Genomic DNA, 22,215 nt, shown 5'->3' with positions numbered 1-22,215 from the left:
CGCCATTTTAAAGAAAGCCTTGAGTCAAGGTAACTCACAAGATGCTGAAAAGGTTACGGGGTCTGTTTTCCAGCGATTTGTCGATCGACCTGGGAACCGCCAATACACTGGTCTATGTCCGTGAAAAGGGCATTGTCCTGAATGAGCCATCGGTTGTGGCCATTCGCAATCTGGGATCGCAAAAGAGTGTGGTAGCGGTTGGTGCTGACGCCAAGCGCATGCTGGGGCGTACGCCTGGCAATATCACCGCGATTCGTCCTATGAAAGACGGCGTTATTGCCGACTTTGACGTGTGTGAAAGAATGCTCCAGCACTTTATCAATAAGGTGCATGAGAACAGTTTTATTCAACCAAGCCCACGGGTTCTCGTGTGTGTGCCGTGTAAATCCACCAAGGTTGAACGGCGGGCTATCCGCGAATCCGTCATGGGTGCCGGAGCCCGCGAGGTATACCTGATCGAGGAGCCAATGGCGGCAGCCATCGGTGCCGGTATGCCCGTTGAGGAAGCCAGTGGCTCCATGGTAGTGGATATCGGTGGTGGTACCACTGAAATCGCTATTATCTCCCTGAGTGGTGTGGTTTATTCCGAGTCTATCCGCCTCGGTGGTGACCGCTTTGACGATGCCATTGTGACCTATGTTCGTCGCAATTATGGCAGCCTGATTGGTGACGCTACGGCAGAACGCATCAAGCAGGAAATTGCGATTGCTTACCCAAGTGATGAACTGCTGGAAATTGATGTGCGTGGTCGCAATCTGGCAGAAGGTATTCCGCGCAGCTTCACGCTGAACAGTGCTGAAATTCTGGATGCGCTGCAGGAATCCCTCAGTGCGATTGTTCAGGCGGTCAAGAGTGCTCTGGAACAGTCTCCACCGGAACTGGCTTCAGACATTGCTGAACGGGGCATGGTGCTGACCGGTGGTGGCGCGTTGCTGCGCGATCTGGACAAGCTGATCAGTGAAGAAACCGGGCTGCCGGTTCTGATTGCTGAAGACCCTCTGACCTGTGTGGCCCGTGGTGGTGGCCGTGCGCTGGAAATGATGGATAAGCATCGTATGGATCTGCTGTCTACCGACTGATGGCGACTCCACAAACGGAGTGGGTTTCCCATCCGAAGCTGTTGGAAGCCTGAATGGTTGTCCAGCCTGCGACAGGTCAAACAGGGTTGCTTGTTTGGCCTTTTCGCGTTTAACGGGGTTAAGGAAAAATAGTGCGTTAATGGCATGATGTCTTTCATGCTTTTGATGATAAAAGGAGCGCTTTTATCAAACCGATATTCAGCCAACAACAATCACTGGCAACGCGCTTTGTACTGCTGACGCTCCTGTCTCTGGGGCTATTGTTTGTTGATCACAGTTTTAATTATTTATCCGTTGTCCGTAACTGGATGACGGCCGCTGCAACACCGGTTCAGTTTCTTGCCGATATCCCTTCCCGGGTCTGGGGCGTGGCCGATGAGTTTGTGACTTCCCGCAGCGACCTGATGGAAGATAACGCCCGTCTCAAAGCCAAAAATCTGATTCTGGAACAAAAGGTTCAGAAACTGGCCAGCCTGACGGCACAGAATATTCGCCTGCGCGAGCTGCTGAATTCCTCCGAACTGGTGGATGAACAGGTGCTGGTGGCTGAGATTGTCGGGGTGGACCCGGACCCTTTCAGGCATATCGTCACCATCAATAAAGGCTCTTTTAACGGCGTATTTGAAGGGCAGGCGATTGTTGATGCCCATGGTGTTATGGGGCAGGTGGTTGAAGTCACACCGCTGAGTAGCCGGGTGGTTCTGGTAACCGATAACTCCAGCCGGATACCGGTACAGGTCAACCGTACGGGTTACAGAGCTGTTGCCGCTGGCACCGGGCTGCCGGACTCTATGGAGCTGATGCATATTCCTGATACCGCAGATATACGGGAAGGCGACCTGTTAACCAGTTCCGGGCTTGGACAGCGTTATCCTGCCGGCTATCCCCTGGGCAAAGTCCGAAAGATTACCCATAAACCCGGTGATGCGTTTGCCAGCGTGGAGATTCAGCTGCTGGCAGAAGTGAATCGCAGCCGTTTTGTTCTGCTGGTCTTCCGTACTCCCCATGAGTCAATACTTGACCAGACGTTGGATGAAACGCCAGAGGAAGTAGTAGAGGGTAGCGCCGTAGAGGAAAGCGCTGAAACGGCTGACGGACAACAGGGAGAAGGTTCATGAGTGTACAGAGAGCCAATGCTCACTGGGTGGTTTGGGTCAGCCTGCTGGTGGCTTATGTGTTGAGCATACTGCCGATGCCTGCCTGGTTATCCATTGCCCGGCCAGCATGGATTCCCATGGTGATTTTATATTGGATCATGGCGCTGCCGGAACGCTTTGGTCTGTTGTTCGCTTTTCTGACCGGCATCGTTCTTGATGTTTTTCTGGGAACGTATTTTGGGCAGAGTTCTATGGGACTGCTACTGGTGGCCGTCATTGGCCTGGGCCTGCACCGGCGGCTGCGAATGTTTCCCTGGTGGCAACAGGCGTTCATGGTGCTGGTGATCATCGGGCTATACCAGATGCTCAACCTTTGGATGCGAGCCCTGCTGGGTGGAACGCCTCCCTCGTTATGGTACCTGTTGCCTTCGGTCAGCAGTGCGGCCTTATGGCCCTGGGTGTCCGGGGTGTTGAGATTTCTGCGGCGTTACTTTCGGGTAATATGATCGGATATGAGCGAGTAATATGATTTATCTGGCCTCCCAGTCTCCAAGACGGCAGGAATTACTGCAACAGATTGGCATACCATTTCAGCAGCTGGTGTCTGAAATTGATGAAACTCCGGAGGGCGATGAAGCCCCCGGGGATTATGTTTGCCGTATGGCAAGGGAAAAAGCCCGGGCTGGCTGGATGGAGGTGCAGGCCAGAGGTTTGCCGGAAATACCCCTGCTGGCGGCCGATACCTCCGTTGTCATGGGATCGAAAATACTCGGTAAACCCAATAATCCTGAACAGGCCTGTGATATGCTGTTGTCATTAAGTGGAAACTGTCACGCAGTGATGACGGCCATAGCGGTAACCAATGGGCATAAGACCATCGTTCGACTTTCTACCACTCAGGTGCAGATGACTCCTTTTGACCGGGTTCGGGCTGAAGCCTATGTCGCCACGGGTGAGCCTGCAGACAAGGCGGGTGCATACGGTATTCAGGGGTACGGAGCTATCCTGGTTGAATCGATTCGAGGCAGCTATTCAGGTGTAGTAGGACTTCCACTACAGGAGACCGCAGACGTTTTAAGCGAATTTGGCATCACTCCCTGGCATTCCCTGTAATGTTTTTTATTGGTTTTGATTTTTCTGGTATCGGTACAGCGTTGGATGTGTACTGCCATGCCAGCTTAAGGGGAAGGGAATGAGTGAAGAAATTCTGATGAATATCACGCCGATGGAATCGCGGGTGGCGCTGGTAGAAAATGGAGTCCTTCAGGAAATCTATATAGAGCGAGCCCGCAGTCGCGGTATTGTGGGCAATATCTACAAAGGCAAGGTGGTCAGGGTGTTGCCCGGTATGCAGGCGGCTTTTGTGGATATCGGTCTGGAGCGGGCTGCGTTTATTCATGCCAGTGAGATCGCGCCACGCAACAGTGAAAAAACCGACGAACAGGTAGAACGTCCCATTGGTGAACTGGTGCATGAAGGCCAGTCGCTGGTGGTGCAGGTGACCAAAGACCCTCTGGGTACCAAGGGAGCGCGCCTGACTACCCATATTTCCATTCCGGCACGCTATCTTGTGCTGATGCCACAGAACAACCATGTAGGCATTTCCCTGCGTATTGAAGACGCCGATGAACGCGAACGTTTGCGTCAGCTGGTCGAGAAATGCATTGAGCAGGAAAATTGTCAGGACAAGGGTGGCTTTATTTTACGCACCGCCGCCGAAGGCATTGGCGAAACGGAAGTGATGGCGGATATCCAGTTTCTGCACCGGTTGTGGGATACCACGCTGGAAACCATCAGGGAAAACCGCGCGCCTGCGGCCATTTATGAAGACCTGCCGCTGTCTCTGCGCACCATGCGCGATCTGGTGGATCCGGATATTGAAAAGATCCGGATTGACTCCAGAGAAACCTTCACCAAAGTCTCCAAGTTTGTGAAAAAGCTGGTACCCCAGGTGGATGGGCGGGTTGAATATTATCCGGGTGAGCGTCCTATCTTTGACCTGTTCGGGGTTGAAGATGAGATTAACAAGGCATTGAGCCGCAAGGTTCAGTTGAAGTCCGGTGGCTACCTGATTATCGACCAGACCGAAGCAATGACGACGATTGATGTGAACACAGGTGCATTTGTTGGTCATCGCAATCTGGAAGAGACGATTTTCAAGACCAACCTGGAAGCCTCCGTTGCCATTGCCCGCCAACTGCGCCTGCGCAACCTGGGGGGAATTATCATCATCGACTTTATCGATATGGACGACCAGGAGCATCAGCGTCAGGTTCAGCGCACCTTTGAAAAGTCTCTGGAGAAAGATCACGCGAAAACCAACATTACCGGAGTCAGCGAACTTGGGCTGGTGGAAATGACCCGCAAACGCACCCGGGAGTCTCTGGAAAATGTACTGTGTGAAACCTGCTCAACCTGTGATGGAAAGGGTAGCCTGAAAACGGCAGAAACCGTGTGTTACGAGGTTTTCAGGGAGATTCTCCGGGCGGTCCGTGCCTACGACAGCAAAAGCTACACGGTGCTGGCTTCTGAAAAAGTAGTGGATCGCCTGCTGGATGAAGAATCCAGCAATGTGGCTGACCTTGAAGAGTTTATTGAGAAAACTATTCGCTTCCAGGTTGAGCCTATGTACAGTCAGGAACAGTTTGATGTCATTCTTGTCTGAAGATTGATAAAGGAAATTGCAAAGCAGAATATACCAGCTTATCGTCATTCCCACGCAGGTGGGAATCCACCACGAACAGTGGTTCCCCGCCTTCGCGGGGATGACGATGAGGGGGGGTATTGGGCCGATGTCAGGTTTATTTATGCCGATATTGGCCGCACTTTTTTGAATGTATGAGAGAAAGACAAAGAATGAACTACGGCAGGTTTTATAGTTGATGCTATACCTTCTGAAGCCTGTTTTACGCTGGAGTTTGAAACTGGCGCTGGCCGGATTGCTGTTACTGGCCCTGCTGGCGCTTGGCGTACGTGTCAGTTTCAGCCTGCTGCCTCTGTTTCATGAGCGTGTTGTTAGTTACCTGAATGATCAGCTGGATACCGATTTTGTTATTGATGTTCTGGAACCCGAATGGGACGGCATTAACCCGACACTGACAATACGAGGTCTGCGGTTACAGGGTCATGAAGCCGGACGACCGGCTTTTCTGGTCGAACGGCTGGATGTGGAACTGAACACCGTGGCGACCTTTCTCAATTTCACCCCGATTGTTGACCATCTTGAGGCCAATGCCATCAGCGTTGTGCTGGAAGGTGATGGCGAAAAACACTGGTCGCTGTTTGGTATCAGGCAACTGGAAGAAGAGCGGAAGCCGTCCAGGTCCTTCGACCTCCAGACGACCATGCACTGGCTCAGTATGCAGGGCTATGTCGACCTGACCAATATTAAGCTGGAGCTGCTCCCTTACGGTCAGTCGCCGGTAGTATTTGACACTCACTACCTGTCATTAAGTGAAAAGTCCGGGCAGAAGCAACTGGAGTGGCTGCTAAAAGTAGGTGAGGGTTCGGTTGAATTTACGGCTTATGGCAGCGGGACTAATCGCTGGAATGCTGACTGGTCAGGTGCGCTGGACATTGAGGGGGCAGACGTTTCGAGACTTTGTCTGCTGGTAGACGACTGCAGGCAATATCTACAGGCTGCCCGTTTAGACGCTAACAGCCAGTGGCGTTTTCAGACCGGTCACTGGCAGGTTGACGGTGATCTGGCATTAACCGATATGGTTTATGACACAGATGGAGAGCTCTCTACCGTCCCGGCTTCCTTTAGTACAGAGCTGAAGGCTATGGGTTACAGTCAGGGACCGGTCATTTCGGACTGGAGTACAGAGCTGAGTAACATCAGCCTGACTCAGGGTGAGAACCAGGTGTCGATTGAGAATGCTGAAGTTCGTGGTCATCATCAGGGTGAAACGACCATCAATTTTGCCGTCAAAACGCTTGACCTGGCACCGGTTAAACATCTGGCACTTGAATCTGGACTGCTGCCTGAGTCAGCGGCTGACCTGGTCAGTACTCTGGACCCTTCGGGAACGCTTCGGGATATTACGATCCGTTATCTGCCTGACCGGGACCCTCTGGCAGACGGCTCTATCGTGACTAAAGCCAGACTGGACAATGTCGCTGTGGGTGCCTGGGAAGGTGCGCCATCGGCGGGCAATGTGTCAGGCTGGTTACACATGAATACCCTGAGTGGCTATTTTGATCTGGAAACCAAAGATTTCAAGCTTGGCTTTCCTGAGCTGTTTCATGACGAGTGGACCTTTTATTCAGCCAAAGCCCGGCTCTACTGGGATGTTGTGGACGACATCTATCGTTTGAAGAGTGATGATATTTCGGTGGTCGGCGACGAAGGCTGGTTGAATGGCACAATGTTGCTGGACATACCTTTTGGTCGTAAGGCGAATGAACCTAACTATCTGGATATTGATATAGGTATTGCTGATGGTGATGCCCGGTTTGCTAAAAAATACCTGCCTGTTCATATACTGAACCAGGACCTGTCAGAGTGGCTGGAAACCGCTATCGTCGGGGCAACTATCCACCAGGGCGGTTTCAGTATGGAAGGCCCGCTGGACAGTGATGCGGAAGAGCCTTTGCTATGGAACCTGTTTTTCGATGTTGAAGAAGGTGAGTTTGCCTATGATCCGGACTGGCCTGCTGTCACTGGTTTGAAGGGGCGGATATTTGTTGATGACGATGAGGTTCTGATTGAGGCAGAGCGTGGCAAAACCTTTGATACGGTGCTGGAGCAGGCAAAAGTGTCGCTCGACCTCAACGATAAGCTGATGACTCTGCATTTAGACAGCAAGGTTCAGGGACCGGGTAAAGATATTATACGGCTGCTGACTGAAACACCGCTGGCAGAATACTCCGATGAGATCGCCAGAGACTGGGCAATGGATGGCGATTTTTCAGGTCATTTCAATCTGGCTTTACCCATTGAGGATGTTGAAAAGGTCAGTGTTCAGATTGGTCTGGAAACCAGCAATGGTTATTTCGCGACAAAATCTCCGAATGTGGAGCTTGACCAGATTCGTGGCGCATTCTCGTATGATTTGCAAAATGGCCTTCAGGCTGAGCAGGTAGAAGCCCGATTCCTGGGGAGCAAAATCAGCGGCTCTATTGCTTCAACCATTGATTATCGGGGCAATGAAACCATGCAGCTGGACTGGCGCGGGAAGATGGCTACTGATTCTCTGCAGAGCTGGCTGGAACTGGATTTTCTCAGCCTGCTGGAAGGCGCTGCTGATTACACAGGCAGCCTGATGCTGAAAAGTTCCGGAGACCTGCAGGCGCAACTTTCTATTCAGAGTGACCTCGAAGGTCTGGAAATTGAGTTGCCAGCGCCCCTGGGTATTGCTGCGGAAGACAAGAATCCTATGGATATCAGGTTGAATGTCTTCAGGGATCGAAATGAGTTATTTGTCCGGCTGGGTGATGTCGGGCGAGCCCGTTTTCTGTTTGATCCGGAATTTGACTTCAGGGCCGCAGCGGTTCGTCTGGGAGAAAGCGGTGCTTTACCCGCCATGGAGCCGGATAAAATTCTGATATCGGGTACCATTCCAGAGCTGGATATTGGCCCATGGCTTGACACTTTTGATGGGCAGCCACCCGGAGAGGACGAGCTTAACCTGTTGTCCCAGGTGGAAATGAATAATGTTAAAATTGATAAGCTGATTTATGACGACTATTCCTGGAATGACCTGATGCTCAGGGTCAAGCTGGGTGCAAATTATACAGAGGTGACTGTAAACAGTGAGCCGGTTGACGGGCAGTTGTTAATCCCCAGTCGTCCATCTCTGCCGTTTATGCTGGATATGAACCGCCTGCACCTGCCTGAACTGCCTGAGCAGGAAGAAAAGGAAGATCGGGATGAAAGCAGGGAAGACTGGTTGGTCAATGTCAATCCCCGGGAGCTGCCTTCAGCGATTGTTAAAATTGATTCACTGAAAATCGGGCGTCGTAATTTAGGTGATTTGTCGTTTATTATGCAGCCAATACCAGACGGTAAGCGTGTCAGTGATATAAAGTCCGGCATAGAAGGTATGAACTTTACCGGAGCGCTGGACTGGCTATACATTAACGACCAGCATCAGACCCGATACCAGGGATCGCTGAGGGGCAGGCATGTGGATAAGCTGCAGGAGTCCCTTGGTCTGCCCGTTATGGTAGAAGCTAAAGATACCCGGATTGAAACCTCGCTGGAGTGGCAGGGATCACCTCTGGGGGTCAACATGAGTACCCTTAACGGTTCTTTAAAACTGCGCCATAAAAATGGAGTCCTGAAACAGCTGGATGGTGGTGCAGGAGGGGCGCTTAAGCTCTTTGGTATCTTTAACACGGAAGCGCTACTGCGGAGGATAAGACTGGACTTCTCTGACCTTTATTCTTCCGGTGTGAGCTTTGATACGTTGAAAGGGCAGCTGGATTTCGATAATGGCATCATTACCTTTGAAGACCCTCTGACCGTTGAGGGGCCGTCCTCTAACTTCAAACTGGATGGTCTGATTAACACGAGGGACGAGGTCATGGACCTCAGTCTGGTGGTAACATTGCCGGTTACTTCAAACCTGCCTATTCTCAGTGTGCTGTTTGGAACAACTCCGCAGGTGGCGGGTATCATCTATCTCGCGGATAAGCTGGTTGGACGGCAGGTTGACCAGTTAGCCAGTATTCGCTACCGGATTACCGGCAGTTTTGATGAACCTTCGGTCACCCTGAATCAGCTATTCTCCGGTGATGTGAGCAGACCTGCATCAAAATGAAGCGGGGATGGTTCGTGCATCAATAAAACGACAAATGCCGGATGAAGGCATCCGGTATTCTGTCTGAAATCATTGTTTTCATCCGTATAGGTACTTACTATAAAACCTGATCATAACCGGCCTGAGCAATTTATGACTGATATTCTTTCACAGGCGCAGAACCATCTGCTGGCGCCAGCCAATATTGAAGCCAGGGATCTGTCCCGGGTGCTGGACAGTATTCTGGGACACAACGTTGATGCTGCCGATCTCTACTTTCAATCCACCCGCCATGAAGCCTGGGTTCTGGAAGACAGCATTGTTAAAGAGGGCAGCTTTAATGTTGATGGCGGCGTTGGTGTAAGGGCGATTAGCGGCGAAAAAACCGGCTTTGCCTATTCCAATGAAATTGTAGTGCCTGCCCTGGAGCAGGCTGCCAGTGCGGCTCGCAGCATTGCCCGACAGGGGCAGCAGCAACAGGTTCAGGCCTGGGGGCGCAGCCAGCCGCTGGCGCTTTATCCTGCCGCGAACCCGCTGGATTCCATGACCCGGGAAGATAAGGTGGCTTTGCTGAAAGCGGTTGACCAGGAAGCCCGAACGATGGACAGCCGTGTCAAACAGGTAACCGTGAGCCTGGCTGGTGTCCATGAAGTAGTGATGGTGGCAGCTTCCGATGGCACTCTGGCTGGTGATATTCGCCCGCTGGTTCGGTTGAATGTCAGCGTGATTGCTGAGCACGAAGGTCGTATCGAAAGAGGTTCCGCCGGTGGTGGTGGCCGTGGCGACTATCAGCAGTTTCTGCTGGACGGTACGGCTAAAGGGTTTGCCCGCGAAGCTGTGCGTCAGGCTCTGGTTAATCTGGAAGCGGTTCACGCTCCGGCAGGCAGTATGCCGGTGGTACTGGCGGCTGGTTGGTCTGGTGTTCTGCTGCATGAAGCGGTGGGGCATGGCCTGGAAGGCGACTTTAACCGTAAAGGCAGTTCTGCCTACGCCGGTCGTATTGGTGAACGGGTGGCCTCGCCTTTGTGTACCATTGTCGATGACGGTACCCTGAGCGGGCGTCGTGGTTCACTGAACATGGATGACGAAGGGGTTCCTACCGAAAGCACGGTACTGATTGAGAACGGCATTCTCAAGGGGTACATGCAGGATAAGCTCAATGCCCGGCTGATGGGCGTTGCCCCGACAGGCAACGGACGACGGGAGTCTTATTCACACCTGCCTATGCCCCGAATGACCAACACTTACATGCTGGCCGGGGCGCATGATCCTGATGAAATTATTGCCAGTGTGGACCGGGGCATTTACGTCAGCAATATGGGTGGCGGTCAGGTGGATATCACCTCTGGCAAATTCGTTTTCTCAACCAGTGAAGCCTACCTGATTGAAAAGGGTAAGATAACGACACCGGTGAAAGGTGCCACTCTGATCGGCAATGGACCCGATGTGATGAACCGGGTTTCCATGGTAGGTAACAACCTGGAGCTGGATACAGGTATTGGCGTCTGTGGCAAAGATGGTCAGTCGGTGCCGGTGGGGGTGGGGCAGCCAACCCTGAAGATTGATGATATTACAGTGGGTGGTACTGCCTGAATGGCAATCAGCTGATGTTTATACTCTAAAGATGCAAAGGACAAAAGGACTTGTCTATGAGTATCCCTTCGGACCCTTCACGGGGAAGCCTTTCCCCGGCTCCTGACTCTTCAGGTCAGCAGGCAGAAGATGAAACGGCTTCAACCTCCGGTTCGGTAGCCAGAATGGATGTTCCAACTGAAATGCCTTCAACGTCTTCCGACGACACCAGTCAGGAAGGCGCTTTAGCTCTCCGGACTGTTCGTTATTTTCCTCCCAGGCGGGAAGTCGAGTCACCTGTTAAGTCGGTATGGCCCGATATATTTTTTGCTCTTCATCCCGATCGGCTGATACTTCCGGACTTCAGTCGGCACATTTTCAACGAGCGTATAAGAACGGGACCGGAAGATGCCTATTTTGAAGGGGTTTCTCACTTTATGATGTGGGAAATAAGAAAAGCCTTGGATTGTTTTCTCAGAGGTGCTGAAGCAGGAGAGCCTCGTTGCTGGAATAATGTTGGCGTATTGATCGATGTGTTTCCTGCTTTGCAAAGTGAGTCGCCTTATGACACTGCTGACTGTCTCAGGAATGCTCTGGAGTGCAGTCCTGCGGACACGAGAAGTCCACACCGTAATTTCTGTCCATATCCCGAGTATCATTACAACAAAGCCGCTATTGCGAATCATTACGGAGATAAGATCCTTGGGTGTAAGCATTATCGAAAGGCGGCCTATCTGGGATCGAAAAGTGCCTGTCAGGCTTTGGGCGATATGGATGACAGATTAGGACGAAAGGTTTTTTATTTTCTTGGTAGTCGTTATGGTTGTGACCTGAATACGAGAAAGTGGAAACAGCTGGAATTCGATGACCGCGAGGAACTGCAATCCCTTTTCCTCTTTCTGGAAAAAGGCCATGCCGAACTTGATATAAGCACTTTTGCTGGCCATTTTTACGACGAGTTTTTACAGGCTTGCTTTGGCAGGTATGAGACATCAAAAAAAATCATGGAGCCTTATAAACAGAAGCTGGAAATATTGTTAGAAGAAAGACAGCTCTCAGATGATCTGGCAGTGAAGGAACAGAAAGCGGGAAAGAAAAGAGCGTCATTCGCCAGTCCCCTGGAGCAGGACGGGCGACAACGGTCAGATGAAACTGATATTCAGTCAAACTCTGTCGGCAAGTCTGGATGATCTTTATGTTTCACCATCAGGGCAACATCTTCAGCAATAGTCCTGCCCTGTGAGAGGGGCGGCAGCTGATTAACATCGAAGAAATCAATCTCGGAAATCTCGATGTTTTCTTTTGCTTCTCCGCCCTGCAGTTCACAGCGAAACAGCAGTTTCAGAAGGTGATGGGCATTACGGGGATGATAGGGGTGTCGATGCGTATCCCGCACAGCAACCAGCTTCACAGCTTTGACGATATACCCGGACTCTTCCAGGGTTTCCCGTTCAGCGCCCAGGGCGGGCGATTCACAGACATCTGCCCAGCCTCCGGGCAATGCCCAGCAACCATCGGACCGCTCTTTTACCAGAAGAATTTTGTCGTCTTTAAACACCCCGGCCCGTATATCCAGCTTGGGGGTGGTGTAACCGTTTTCGCCGACAAAGTACTGATCGACTTTAGACCTTGGAGCGCCACTCAGCAGAGCCGTCATATCATGGGCAATCGTCTGCAGCTGGTGATAGCGTTCGATATCAAAATGTCCGTCGGCATAAGCCAGCCCGTTCTGGGCAATGGCTCTCAGCTGCTCTACCCAGTCAAGCCATTGTTGTTCCTGATGATCCATAGCTTATGCCTCTTGAATAGGACTATTGAGTAACATTAGAAGGTCTATCGGCCGTATCGTCACCCGCCCCCAGTAATTGTGCAAGGCCGTTATGCCGGGACGACTCCAGCAAAATTTTTATACACATGGTAAGAGGGACAGAGAGTAGCATACCAATGGGTCCCAGCAGCCAGCCCCAGAGCATCAGTGAAAGAAAAACGACCAGAGACGAAAGCCCCAGACCTTTACCAAGAACCCGGGGCTCGACCAGGTTGCCTATCACCATATTGATAGCGACATAACCGGCTGCAACCAGCGCGGCGTCGGCGGGACTCTTTTGCAGCAGGGTGATAAGGATCCCCGGTATAGCTGCGAGTATGGAGCCAATGTTAGGGATGAAGTTGAGAAAAAATGCCACCAGTCCGGCCAGTACGTAGAATTCAACCCCCTTTAACTGCAACATTGCCGTCACTAACAGGCCAGTGATGGCACTGAGTATGGATTTCAGAATCACGTAACGGTTGACGCTGAAGACAAAGCGTTCAACATCCAGAAGTTGTCGGTCCGGGTCGGGCAGCGCACGCTGGAGTTTACCCTGCAGCAGTGGCACTTCAAACAGCATGAATACCACGGTCAGTATGATCACTACGGCGTAGCTGGTGGCACTGCTCATGCGGGATACAAACGAGGTAGCAAGGTTAAACAGCCACTTGGAGTCAAGGGTATTAAACAGAGTGCTGAAATCCACACTGACGCCTCTTTTCAACAGCGACCACTGGAAACGTGTGACCATTTCCAGCAGTTCCTGACGGTAGCCGGGCAGGACTCTGGAAAATTCCTGGGCAGCATGACCCGCAATTCCAATCAGTGACGCAGCCATCAGCACCAGCAGTGAAATTACCAGCAGAACCCCCAGCCCTCTTGGCAGATACAGTTTTTCCAGCCCGGTGATCACAGGGTTTAAAATCATGGAAATAAAGAAAGCCAGCAACAGTGGTGAAATGATACTGCTGCTGAGGCGGATACCGGCAAGAATAACGACCACCGCTGCGATGGTCAGCAAAGCCTGGGTAGACCGGGTGTGTGTAAGCGTCATAAGTGAATCAGTGTTTAATAGTGATGGCAGAGGCGCATCATCGCTTAAAGCGATGAATTTGCCAATGCCTTCAGTCTATTCCCGGTCAGGCTTCCGGGGGGCAGGATTAGCTTGCGGATTCCTTAATGGATTCTGAAGGAGTTGATGCTGCCGGTGTGTTTTTTTTACCAGTGAGTTGTCGTTCAGTTTTGCGATGTTGACGCAGGCTGTCGGTAGTGAAGATAACCAGTGCAACCCAGATCAGGCCAAAGCAGATAAGCTGGGCGCTGGTGAAGGGTTCCTTAAACAGAAATACGCCAATCAGGAATGACATGGAAGGAACCAGGTACTGCATCAGGCCAATCGTTGACAGAGGCAGCTTTTTGGCCGCCATATTGAAGCAGATCAGCGGGAAGGTTGTCACAAAACCCGCCAGACTGAGCAGTGCCGAAGTACTCAGGTCGTCCATGCGGAAGTGGTAGTTTCCGGACTGATAGATCACTGCAAAGTAGAGCAGGGCAATTGGCAGCAGGAACAGGGTTTCAAAGGCCAGCCCCGGTACTGCAGCGACTGCCGTCATCTTTCGCACCAGTCCGTATGTACCAAAACTGGCAGCAACGGTGAGCGCGATCCAGGGAACCGTACCCAGCATAATGGTCTGGATAACCACGGCGGTGGCGGCCAGAGTAACAGCCAGTAGTTGGGCTTTGTTCAGACGTTCACCCAGAAAAACATAGCCAAGAAAAACACTTAACAGTGGATTGATAAAGTATCCAAGTGTTGTTTCCAGCAGACGGTTGTTGCTGACAGCCCAGATGAATGCCAGCCAGTTTATGGCCACCAGTACCGCAGACAATGACAGCCATGCCATAGTCTTTGGACTTTTCAGAATCGCAATAAACTGCGACATTTGTCGTTTTGCCGCCAGTAGGGCAAACAGCAGAATAGTGGACCAGAAAACCCTGTGACCAAGCACCTCAGTGGGAGGAACCTGGTCAAGTAATTTGAAATAAAGAGGTATCAGCCCCCAGAATGAAAATGCCATCAGGGCGACATTAAAACCGGAATAATCCTTGTTTTCAGACACGGTGTGATCTCTGTTGTAGACGTCGTTATGCGGAGGGATAATGCCTGAAAAACAGCTATCCAGTAACAGCTTTTTATGCGTATTTAATTGCGAAAGGCAGTAACCTCTGTGCAGTGTTGCATGACAGAGGTTACCACTGCTTTAATCTATCAAATAACGTTTTTTCAGATGTTGTTGAAAAAAGCTGGCATTCAGGTCTTCCCCTGTTGCTCTGACCATTAGCTCCGAAGTGGTATAGCGACTGCCCTGGCTCCAGATATTCTCTTTCAGCCAGTCGAAGATTGAAGACAGGTCTCCACGGCTGATTCTGGAGTGGACATCGGGAATGGTTGTCTGGATAGCAGCAAACAGTTGTGCTGCGAACATGGCACCTAACGTGTAACTGGGGAAATAGCCAAACGCACCAGAAGGCCAGTGGATATCCTGCATGCACCCATCTTTATAATTACCTTGTGTAGAAAGATTGAGGTATTTCTGCATTTTCTCATTCCATGCGTCTGGCAGGTCAGCAACCGCCATGTCGCCATTGATCAGTGCCTTTTCAATGTCATAACGCAGGATGATATGTGCCGGGTACGTTACTTCATCCGCTTCAATCCGGATAAAGCCGGGCTGGACACGGCGATAAATGGTTTCCAGATTATCCAGTTGATAGGCAGGCAGTTCTTTACCTTGAGTCAGGTGCTTTATGAGTAGCGGGCGAATCAGCGCCAAAAATTCACGGCTACGACCAATCTGCATCTCAAAGAACAGGCTTTGCCCTTCATGGATGCCCATTGAGCGGCCAAAGCTGACAGGTAGCCCCGGTGTATCTGCCGGAAGGTTCTGGTTGTAACAGGCATGGCCGGTTTCATGAATCACTCCCATTAACGATTCAATAAAGTCATTGTCCCGGTACCGGGTCGTGATGCGGACATCTTCGGGAACCCCACCACAGAAAGGGTGGGCACTGACATCCAGCCGACCCCGGTTGAAGTCAAAACCCAGCAGGGTCATTACCTCCAGACTCAGGGCTTTCAGGTGTTCAGTGGCAAAAGGGCCTTCAGGCATCTGGTATTGAACGGATTTCTGCTGCTCTGTTGCCTGTTGAACATAATCGGGCAGCCATTGTTTTACCTCTCCAAATAATGCATCCAGTTGCTGACTGTGCATACCCGACTCATAGAGCTCCAGCATGGCATCGTAGGGTGACAGGCCTGTAGACTCTGAGCGAATGCGTGCCTCTTCCCGGGTCAGTTGAAGGACTTCCTGAAGGTTTTTGCTGAATCCCTGCCAGTCATTTTCCGGTCTCTGGGAGCGCCAGGCGTGTTCACAGTTTGATGTTACCAGTGACCTGGCTTTTACCAGATCGGCGGGTATGACAGAAGCGTGTTGCCATTGTCGTTCCATCTCTCTCAGGGATGCTTTTTTGAAACTGTCCTGAGTTTTATCACTGGCAGCCTGTATCCAGTCCCCCACTTCACTGGCGGTCAGTAGTTCGTGGGTGAGTGTTGAGATTTCAGCCAGGGCTTCCGAACGAGCCCGGTTGCTGCCGGAAGGCATCATGGCAGCCTGGTCCCAGTTGGCGATGGCGCTCAGATGGTTTAGCCGGTGTAGCTTGGTAAAACGTTCGACCAGCTTTTCATAGGCGTTGTTGCTTTGATCACTCATCAGGCTTGCCCCAGGCGGATTTATTATCAGTGTATCGGTTGCTCTTGATTGTGGAAACCAATGTGAAAATATCATTGACTCATTGTGAATATGATGACTTTTTCTATACTGGCTCCATGAAAAAAATACAGTGTCTGCTGGCGGGCTTTATTCTGTCGTCGTCAGTGTGTTCCGGTGAGGCGTGTGCTGCTAAAGTGCAAGCCGGTCAATCTAAAGCAGTCAGCCAGAAGGCATTAAACCATGCTGAAGAACCCTCGTATTGCCAGTCTTTACAGCCGTCGGCTGCAGACCGGCTGGCTCTGCCTGAATGGATCCTGGGCTCGGACTCAGTACTTAAGCGTCAGGGGTGTTGGAAGTCGCACATCCACTGGGGCGAACAGGCACTTAAGGAGGCCAGGAAACGCAAACAGTTCAGTCAGGAACGGGCGCTGTTGCTCAGCCTTGCCTCCAGCTACTTCTATCTGGGTGAATATGCTCTTTGCCTGAGTTTTGCCAAAGCCGCAGAGACCCTGTCAGATCCGAAAAAAGACTGGCGATCCATCGTTGAAAGTCTTTATCTGCAGTCAGCGGTTGCCAGAGTCAAAAACGATGGCCGTGCCGTCAGTCTTGCTGAAAAGGCTCTGGCCATTATTGACAGACAGAAAGAATCAGCTCCGCTCCTGCGAGGTAAGGTGTTATACAACCTTGCAGCAGCACTGACTGACGGAAAAGAGCAAAGTCTGGAACGGGCCAGGGAGGCGCTGATGAATGCTGATACGTTGTTCAGGGAGGAGGGTAATCAGTATGACGTGGTCAGAACGGTGATCAGGCTGGCGAGGGTCAGTTATCTGCAGGGGAATTATAAGCAGGCATTAACCCGATTGAATGGTATTCAGTTCCAGTTGGGGCCACCCCGAACCCGGATGCTGTTTTTTCAACAACGAGCGAAAGTGCTGTTAGCCATGAAGGAGTGGCAGAAAGCGGAAGTGGATGCAGAAAAGGCGAAGGAGCTTGCAATGGCTCTGGATGCCAGAAAAGACCTGGATCGTATTGTGTTATTGCAAAGGAGTATTTCTGAACGCTCTACGATTATCAGTGAGTAATACCAATCGCCTTCACAATAAAAAAGAGCTCAAACAAAGAGCTCTTTTTTAACAGGAACCGAATAAATTAATTATTCAGTCTCAGCTTCCAGCATCCGCTGTCCGCTGATGGAGATTTTGCGGGGTTTCATGGCTTCTGGAATCTCACGTTCCAGCTCAATGTGGAGCAGGCCGTTGTCCATCCGGGCGCCGGTGACTTTTACATAGTCGGCCAGCTGGAATTTTCTTTCAAAGTTGCGTTCTGCAATGCCCTGATGCAGATACTGACGTTCAGTGTCGTCGGCTTGTTTTTTGCCCTGAACCACCAGAACATTTTCACGGCTTTCAATATCCAGTTCGTCTTCTGCGAAACCGGCAACCGCCATAGTGATTCGATACTGGTTTTCTGCCAGCAGTTCAATATTGTAAGGAGGGTAGCCGCCCTGTTTGGTACTCTGACTATTGTTTGCCATGCCTTCCAGCAGATGGGCAACACGGTCGAAACCAATAACGGAACGGTACAGTGGGCTGAAGTCTAAATCGATAGTACGCATTGTCATATCCTCAATCGAGCAATATGTTATTAACAGTGACCTTTCCTCAGGAACAGGTCGTTGGCTTTGCGACAATGCTCGTATGAGCCATCGTCGTTATTATTAATAAGGACGATGGTTTTATCTTTCAACCCTTTGCTTGAATTTTTTTTTAATCGAGCTGGTAATCCAGCATCGTATCGTTGTCGAACAGGTACCGGCCTGAGCAGGCTTTCCCTTGCAACATAAGGGGAAGCCAGACCTTGTCGTCTTCCCACATTTCTTCGTAGGGAATGGCCTCCAGTTCAAACCAGAGTGGAATGGCTTCATCGGTTTCAGTGGGTGTGCCTTCATAGTCGGTAGCAGTGAACAGGTGAACGTGGATTGAGTAACCGTCTACAAACTGAAACCGGCACTCTCCCCGATGTTGCATATTCAACGGGGTGATGCACAGTTCTTCCTGAACTTCCCTGACTGCGCATTTCAGCATGGTTTCTCCAGGCTCCTGACGTCCGCCCGGACCGTTTATTTTTCCGGCACCCAGTCCGCGTTTTTTTCGTATCAGCAGGATTTTGTTATTTTTAATCACAAACGTCAGAGTGGCCGGGTCTTTTGCCTGCCAGGTGGGCCAGTCGATGTCTGTCAGGGATTGTGGAAGAAACGTTGTAGTCATCAGGTTCATGTAACTCTTTCATCTAACTCTTTCATCTAACTCTGGTTGAGAGAATTATTCACTATTATGTCATTTTAAAGGTGGCGTACTCGACCCTCTTATGCAAGAGCAACCAGCTTTGATTTATTTATCAGAATTATCGGAAAACTCCGTATTTCCGGAAGGTGCCAATAGATGGCTTCTATACTGCTTTTTCTGAATACACTGGTATCACTGTGAACATGCATCTTTATTCATTGTTATTGCTTATGTGTATTAACTGCTACGGGATGGATAATCCGCCCTTAAAACCTCAGCCACACGTTCAATCTGGCAACCTGATAATTACGATAGAATCTATTGCGGAATTTATTTCCAGGGCGCTGGAGTTAAGTAAGTCTGAAAAAGTACTCGTCGTTTTTGATATTGATGATGTCCTTATTCGTCGGGAGAGGCGGAGTCACGCAGCAGTTGAAGAAAAGTATGATCCTCTGTATCTGCAACTCGGGGCAGAACTGTGGCGGGGGATGCAAAGCCTCAAAATGAGTGGGGTGGGCAGTGCATGTGCGACAGGCTTCAGCCCGGATCCGATCCAGATGCCCCGCCTCCCCTCACCTGAAAGCCGCTGGGAAGTTCGCATCCCGGCAGATTTGACCCGATGGGTGAATCATTTAACAACAGTCACTGATGTTATTTGTTTAACCATGAGAGGTTTTGACAGTCGGGCAAATTTACGGCAGCTGGGGATTAACTTAATGACCCCGGGCAATTGTATTGAGCCTGAATCTTCCCGGGTTGAAGCACTGAGCTCTCACGGCTCGACCTACAGAGACAATATTATATATACAGATCATAACCCTAAGGGGACTCCTTTACTGGATTTTTATCGGTGGAGTTCCGGTGATTATGACAGGGTTCTGTTCGTGGATAATATACGTAGCAATGTTGAAGATGTTGTAAGTACTTTAAGCGGCAATGGCGTTAATATCATTGGCTTTTGGCTTAGTTCAGACAGGATCGGTGAGTGTGATCGGGTAGAGCCAGGTAAAAGCAAGTCTCGCCCGTTTTTCTATGGCACTGAAGATGACAGTGATGATGATCAAAGTGATACAGGCAGCAGTGGGTCATGGCCAGACCTGACCTGAGGTTGCATGAACAGAAAAGCAGTCGTCAATCAGTCAGAGTTCTTCCAGATTGACCAGCGTCAGAATATTTGACGCAAAGGCTCCTGTGTCTATGTAGAAAGAGTTACCCAGCTGCTGTGGACATTCTACAATCGTATGCCCACAGATAATGGTATCGACTCCGGACACGGTTGAAGTATCCCCGCTTTGGACTTTCTGGCGTGACCACATCATGTATGTTCTCAGTTCATCGTCTTTTTCAATGTCGTCCGGCGCCCAGTAAGGCAGGGGGTATTCAGCATGACACAGGGCAATGAGTTTGCCGGACGTTGTGGTGACAGAAATGAGTTCGGGCAGGGTATCGACGAGGTCGGCATAATGATGCATTTTCTCAGTAGAAACCATCAGGTGCCAGAGCCCGCCGTTCAGAATCCAGTCGGCAGTGATGGCGGATGAAGACAGGTTACGAGCCACCATTCGCAATGTATCTTCATGATTGCCGCAGACCGGATGAAACCAGGGTTCCTTGATCAGGCTGAGACATTGTTCGGATTTAGCTCCCCGGTCAATCAGGTCGCCGACGCTGAAGCACCGGTCTGTGGCAAAGTCGAAATCCACTTTATCCAACGCTTCGAACAGCAGGTCGTACATGCCGTGGAGATCGCCAATGGCAAAGTCTCTGCCCTGATGATTGGCTGAAAATGACTGATAAAACATACTGAACCCTCCGGCACTTTCCCTGTGGTTGGGGACTGGTTAGCGACTATCTTGTTAGTGGCTATCTCGTTAGTGGCTATCTCGTTAGTGACTATTTTGTTATCGGTTACTTTGCTATCGAAGCAATACCTGTGACCGGATCAATGGTGACGGCTCCTTTCTTCGACTGGTGAAGGAGTCGATGAATCTGCTGATGCTGGCTGAGTTCGCGGAATGACACAGGAACCTGAAGGCTTAATTTGTCGTTTTTGCGCATCTGCTGTTCTTTGTCGATAACGTCAAGAAACAGCGGCAGGACTTTTACTACAGTATCGGTCAGTCCGGCTTCTACAACAGCGTTTGCAAACAGGGCCGGGGCGTAAGTAGGGGCTGGTGTTCGGGTATTCGTGAACTGGAACTGACTGTAAGCCAGCCAGCGTTTCTGGTCGGCCGGGGTGAGTTGCCTGAAAGCCTGGTAGAGCTGTTTTCCCTGTTCAGGTGAAAACAATCGCAGAGAAGCTGCAATGGAAGCCAGGGCCTGCTGTTCGTCGGTATTCTGCGTGAGTTTATCCAGTTGCAGCCAGTCAGCACGCTTTGCCAGATAAGCCCGCATCGGATTGAAGTCTTTTTTACGGGTACCGAGCTGATCCAGCACTGACTTAACGGCTGTCATGGCGTTGTAGGTATCCTGAGTCAGGTACAGTGAGCCTTTGGGGGCAATATGCCCACGGAATCCGGCGATATTGATCACCCAGTGGTAGTACCAGAACCTTAGGTCATCCCTGGAAACCGAGCCGTTGGCCAGCCCCTGATCGATATGCTCATACATTGCCAGTGAGCCCTCGTTATACATCATATGACGCAGGTGGCTGTCGGGCATAAAGGCCACTTCAAACAGATGATTGCCGGTTTTAAACCGTTTGTTCAATGCCTGTGCCAGAGGGTAAATTTTACCGGCTTCCGGCGCAGTGGCCGCCAGGAACTTTACGCTGTCTGTCGGAAGCTTGAGGTTCGGGATAAGCCGGGCTTTTTTAATGGCTTCCGGCGACAGGGTAACGGCAGAGATGATGGCTGCTGCTGCCAGTCCCTCATACTGATAGTCCTTCAATGCGCGAATATCGGCTGACAGTTGCCTGAAGCTGTCAGCCGAGAGAATTTCAACCTTTTCAGCTTTTTCAACCTTCAAAGCCTTTGCATCCTTCTGCGGAGCAATAAATTTCTCAAAGTCCTCGTTAGTGCCTGATCGCAGTCGTTGCAGGTTATAAAGCCGTGACAGGGCTCTTGGAACTTCTCTGTGAATCCCTTTGACTGTGTAGAAATCCATTTCCGGAGTCGCCAGCGGATTATCCATCACCCAGCTCAGCTGGTTTATCTGAGCGTCAGAAATCACCAGCTCCTGTCCATAAGTGGCTTTAATATAGTCCCTGAGAGTCGTGATATTGGCGTTGGCCAGACTACTTTCAGCAGCCAGCATCATCATGGGAAAGAGTATTCGGGCCAGCGTTTTCATGGTCACTCCTATGGTAGCTCCTTATGGTTAAGGCTGAGAGTACTGCCTCAATGCGCCGCTTAAGCATAGCAATCGACCGTGTAAGCCTGATCAAACCTATACTTAGGGTGGCAATTTGATGAAGAGTCAACCAGAGACATTAAATGAAAGGCAGGGGGGGAGAGCGATGGGGAATCAACCGGAAGCGATTACCACGTTGTTTGACCAGCAGGCTGAAAATTATCAGCAACGCTACATTGATGGCATGCTGGCGCACTACGCCCCGGACGCCGAGCTGCTGTTCTGGAGCAGTGAAAATGTCAGCTGTACCACTCATAGCGGTCTCAGGGTCTGGTATGAGTCCCTGTTTGACCAGTTTGAAATCGAATCCGTTCAATATCGGCTGGAATCGTTCTGGGAGTCCGGCGATGTGATTGGCTGTTGCAGTATCTGGCAGTTTGAAACCAGAATGAAACCGGAGGGCTCAGCCACAGAACTGCAGTCGCTGAGAGCGACTCATATTCTCAGAAAGCTTGGTAATGAATGGAAAATCGTTCATTTGCATGCTTCGCCTCAGTAATACCCT

19 protein-coding genes are annotated in these 22,215 nt (G+C 50.7%); 11 read left to right on the top strand and 8 right to left on the bottom strand.

What is annotated here, in order from left to right:
- The first annotated feature begins 41 nt into the window (after nucleotides 1–41).
- The 8 genes from V5J35_RS04970 (at nucleotide 42) to V5J35_RS04935 (ending at nucleotide 11,684) form a co-directional block, all read left to right on the top strand.
- Nucleotides 42–1,079 (top strand): rod shape-determining protein, encoded by a 1,038-nt coding sequence (locus tag V5J35_RS04970; protein WP_262563848.1) that lies wholly within the window; start codon nucleotides 42–44, stop codon nucleotides 1,077–1,079.
- A 185-nt stretch (nucleotides 1,080–1,264) separates the two neighbouring features.
- Nucleotides 1,265–2,197 (top strand): rod shape-determining protein MreC, encoded by a 933-nt coding sequence (gene mreC / locus V5J35_RS04965; protein WP_354011369.1) that lies wholly within the window; start codon nucleotides 1,265–1,267, stop codon nucleotides 2,195–2,197.
- Nucleotides 2,194–2,682, top strand: coding sequence for a rod shape-determining protein MreD (mreD, locus tag V5J35_RS04960; protein ID WP_354010198.1), 489 nt, complete (start codon nucleotides 2,194–2,196; stop codon nucleotides 2,680–2,682). Before mreC ends, mreD begins: the two co-directional genes overlap by 4 nt.
- A gap of 19 nt (nucleotides 2,683–2,701) precedes the next feature.
- Nucleotides 2,702–3,289 (top strand): Maf family protein, encoded by a 588-nt coding sequence (locus V5J35_RS04955; protein WP_354010197.1) that lies wholly within the window; start codon nucleotides 2,702–2,704, stop codon nucleotides 3,287–3,289.
- A gap of 79 nt (nucleotides 3,290–3,368) precedes the next feature.
- Entirely contained in the window at nucleotides 3,369–4,841 is a 1,473-nt protein-coding gene (gene rng / locus V5J35_RS04950) for a ribonuclease G (RefSeq protein WP_354010196.1), read from the top strand.
- Nucleotides 4,842–5,058: 217 nt separating this feature from the next.
- On the top strand, nucleotides 5,059–8,943 hold the full coding sequence (locus V5J35_RS04945; RefSeq protein ID WP_354010195.1) for a YhdP family protein: 3,885 nt from the start codon (nucleotides 5,059–5,061) through the stop codon (nucleotides 8,941–8,943).
- Nucleotides 8,944–9,075: 132 nt separating this feature from the next.
- A complete protein-coding gene (gene tldD / locus V5J35_RS04940; protein WP_354010194.1) occupies nucleotides 9,076–10,515 on the top strand; it encodes a metalloprotease TldD in 1,440 nt (479 codons plus the stop codon).
- Between the two features lie 56 nt (nucleotides 10,516–10,571).
- Entirely contained in the window at nucleotides 10,572–11,684 is a 1,113-nt protein-coding gene (locus V5J35_RS04935; protein WP_354010193.1) for a hypothetical protein, read from the top strand.
- On the opposite strand, the gene V5J35_RS04930 is transcribed toward V5J35_RS04935, so the two are convergent.
- The 4 genes from V5J35_RS04930 to V5J35_RS04915 all read right to left on the bottom strand — a co-directional run bounded on the left by V5J35_RS04930 (nucleotide 11,654) and on the right by V5J35_RS04915 (nucleotide 16,074).
- Nucleotides 11,654–12,283 carry an NUDIX hydrolase gene (locus V5J35_RS04930; protein ID WP_354010192.1) on the bottom strand — a complete coding sequence of 210 codons (630 nt, stop codon included), beginning with the start codon at nucleotides 12,281–12,283 and terminating at the stop codon, nucleotides 11,654–11,656. The two genes, V5J35_RS04935 and V5J35_RS04930, sit on opposite strands and share 31 nt — an antisense overlap.
- A gap of 22 nt (nucleotides 12,284–12,305) precedes the next feature.
- Nucleotides 12,306–13,358, bottom strand: coding sequence for an AI-2E family transporter (locus V5J35_RS04925; protein WP_354010191.1), 1,053 nt, complete (start codon nucleotides 13,356–13,358; stop codon nucleotides 12,306–12,308).
- Nucleotides 13,359–13,464: 106 nt separating this feature from the next.
- Entirely contained in the window at nucleotides 13,465–14,424 is a 960-nt protein-coding gene (gene rarD / locus V5J35_RS04920; RefSeq protein WP_354010190.1) for an EamA family transporter RarD, read from the bottom strand.
- 141 nt (nucleotides 14,425–14,565) lie between these two features.
- Entirely contained in the window at nucleotides 14,566–16,074 is a 1,509-nt protein-coding gene (locus tag V5J35_RS04915) for a carboxypeptidase M32 (protein WP_354010189.1), read from the bottom strand.
- Nucleotides 16,075–16,190: 116 nt separating this feature from the next.
- Between V5J35_RS04915 and V5J35_RS04910 the strand changes: the two genes are divergently transcribed.
- On the top strand, nucleotides 16,191–17,156 hold the full coding sequence (locus V5J35_RS04910) for a hypothetical protein (RefSeq protein WP_354010188.1): 966 nt from the start codon (nucleotides 16,191–16,193) through the stop codon (nucleotides 17,154–17,156).
- A gap of 71 nt (nucleotides 17,157–17,227) precedes the next feature.
- Here V5J35_RS04910 and V5J35_RS04905 read toward each other — a convergent pair whose 3' ends face one another.
- The gene (locus V5J35_RS04905) at nucleotides 17,228–17,689 is read right to left on the bottom strand and encodes an Hsp20 family protein (RefSeq protein WP_354010187.1); all 462 of its coding nucleotides are present in this window, start codon (nucleotides 17,687–17,689) and stop codon (nucleotides 17,228–17,230) included.
- Between the two features lie 151 nt (nucleotides 17,690–17,840).
- Nucleotides 17,841–18,341: an 8-oxo-dGTP diphosphatase gene (locus tag V5J35_RS04900; RefSeq protein WP_354010186.1), complete on the bottom strand. Its 501-nt coding sequence runs from the start codon at nucleotides 18,339–18,341 to the stop codon at nucleotides 17,841–17,843.
- A 269-nt stretch (nucleotides 18,342–18,610) separates the two neighbouring features.
- Between V5J35_RS04900 and V5J35_RS04895 the strand changes: the two genes are divergently transcribed.
- Complete coding sequence (locus V5J35_RS04895) at nucleotides 18,611–19,465, top strand: DUF2608 domain-containing protein (RefSeq protein ID WP_354016281.1); 855 nt, start codon at nucleotides 18,611–18,613, stop codon at nucleotides 19,463–19,465.
- A gap of 33 nt (nucleotides 19,466–19,498) precedes the next feature.
- Here the strand turns inward: V5J35_RS04895 and V5J35_RS04890 are convergent, their stop codons facing one another.
- Nucleotides 19,499–20,161, bottom strand: a complete 663-nt coding sequence (locus V5J35_RS04890; RefSeq protein ID WP_354010184.1) for a metallophosphoesterase — start codon at nucleotides 20,159–20,161, stop codon at nucleotides 19,499–19,501.
- A gap of 106 nt (nucleotides 20,162–20,267) precedes the next feature.
- Nucleotides 20,268–21,650 carry a DUF6829 domain-containing protein gene (locus tag V5J35_RS04885; protein ID WP_354010183.1) on the bottom strand — a complete coding sequence of 461 codons (1,383 nt, stop codon included), beginning with the start codon at nucleotides 21,648–21,650 and terminating at the stop codon, nucleotides 20,268–20,270.
- Nucleotides 21,651–21,816: 166 nt separating this feature from the next.
- Here V5J35_RS04885 and V5J35_RS04880 point away from each other — a divergent pair, with 166 nt between their 5' ends.
- On the top strand, nucleotides 21,817–22,209 hold the full coding sequence (locus tag V5J35_RS04880; RefSeq protein WP_354016280.1) for a YybH family protein: 393 nt from the start codon (nucleotides 21,817–21,819) through the stop codon (nucleotides 22,207–22,209).
- The last annotated feature ends 6 nt before the right edge of the window (nucleotides 22,210–22,215 follow it).

It is taken from the genome of Endozoicomonas sp. NE40 (assembly GCF_040549045.1).
Lineage (GTDB): Bacteria > Pseudomonadota > Gammaproteobacteria > Pseudomonadales > Endozoicomonadaceae > Endozoicomonas_A > Endozoicomonas_A lisbonensis.
This window is presented reverse-complemented; position numbering and strand designations above follow the sequence as displayed.

Excerpts from the sequence above, each read along its gene's own strand:
- V5J35_RS04895 (WP_354016281.1), top strand. The coding sequence starts at position 18,611 with ATGGATAATCCGCCCTTAAAACCTCAGCCACACGTTCAATCTGGCAAC.
- tldD (WP_354010194.1), top strand. The coding sequence starts at position 9,076 with ATGACTGATATTCTTTCACAGGCGCAGAACCATCTGCTGGCGCCAGCC.
- V5J35_RS04935 (WP_354010193.1), top strand. The coding sequence starts at position 10,572 with ATGAGTATCCCTTCGGACCCTTCACGGGGAAGCCTTTCCCCGGCTCCT.
- V5J35_RS04905 (WP_354010187.1), bottom strand. The coding sequence starts at position 17,689 with ATGCGTACTATCGATTTAGACTTCAGCCCACTGTACCGTTCCGTTATT.
- V5J35_RS04970 (WP_262563848.1), top strand. The coding sequence starts at position 42 with ATGCTGAAAAGGTTACGGGGTCTGTTTTCCAGCGATTTGTCGATCGAC.
- V5J35_RS04900 (WP_354010186.1), bottom strand. The coding sequence starts at position 18,341 with ATGACTACAACGTTTCTTCCACAATCCCTGACAGACATCGACTGGCCC.
- V5J35_RS04955 (WP_354010197.1), top strand. The coding sequence starts at position 2,702 with ATGATTTATCTGGCCTCCCAGTCTCCAAGACGGCAGGAATTACTGCAA.
- V5J35_RS04925 (WP_354010191.1), bottom strand. The coding sequence starts at position 13,358 with ATGACGCTTACACACACCCGGTCTACCCAGGCTTTGCTGACCATCGCA.
- V5J35_RS04880 (WP_354016280.1), top strand. The coding sequence starts at position 21,817 with ATGGGGAATCAACCGGAAGCGATTACCACGTTGTTTGACCAGCAGGCT.
- V5J35_RS04945 (WP_354010195.1), top strand. The coding sequence starts at position 5,059 with ATGCTATACCTTCTGAAGCCTGTTTTACGCTGGAGTTTGAAACTGGCG.
- V5J35_RS04890 (WP_354010184.1), bottom strand. The coding sequence starts at position 20,161 with ATGTTTTATCAGTCATTTTCAGCCAATCATCAGGGCAGAGACTTTGCC.
- V5J35_RS04930 (WP_354010192.1), bottom strand. The coding sequence starts at position 12,283 with ATGGATCATCAGGAACAACAATGGCTTGACTGGGTAGAGCAGCTGAGA.
- V5J35_RS04910 (WP_354010188.1), top strand. The coding sequence starts at position 16,191 with ATGAAAAAAATACAGTGTCTGCTGGCGGGCTTTATTCTGTCGTCGTCA.
- V5J35_RS04915 (WP_354010189.1), bottom strand. The coding sequence starts at position 16,074 with ATGAGTGATCAAAGCAACAACGCCTATGAAAAGCTGGTCGAACGTTTT.
- V5J35_RS04885 (WP_354010183.1), bottom strand. The coding sequence starts at position 21,650 with ATGAAAACGCTGGCCCGAATACTCTTTCCCATGATGATGCTGGCTGCT.
- mreD (WP_354010198.1), top strand. The coding sequence starts at position 2,194 with ATGAGTGTACAGAGAGCCAATGCTCACTGGGTGGTTTGGGTCAGCCTG.
- rng (WP_354010196.1), top strand. The coding sequence starts at position 3,369 with ATGAGTGAAGAAATTCTGATGAATATCACGCCGATGGAATCGCGGGTG.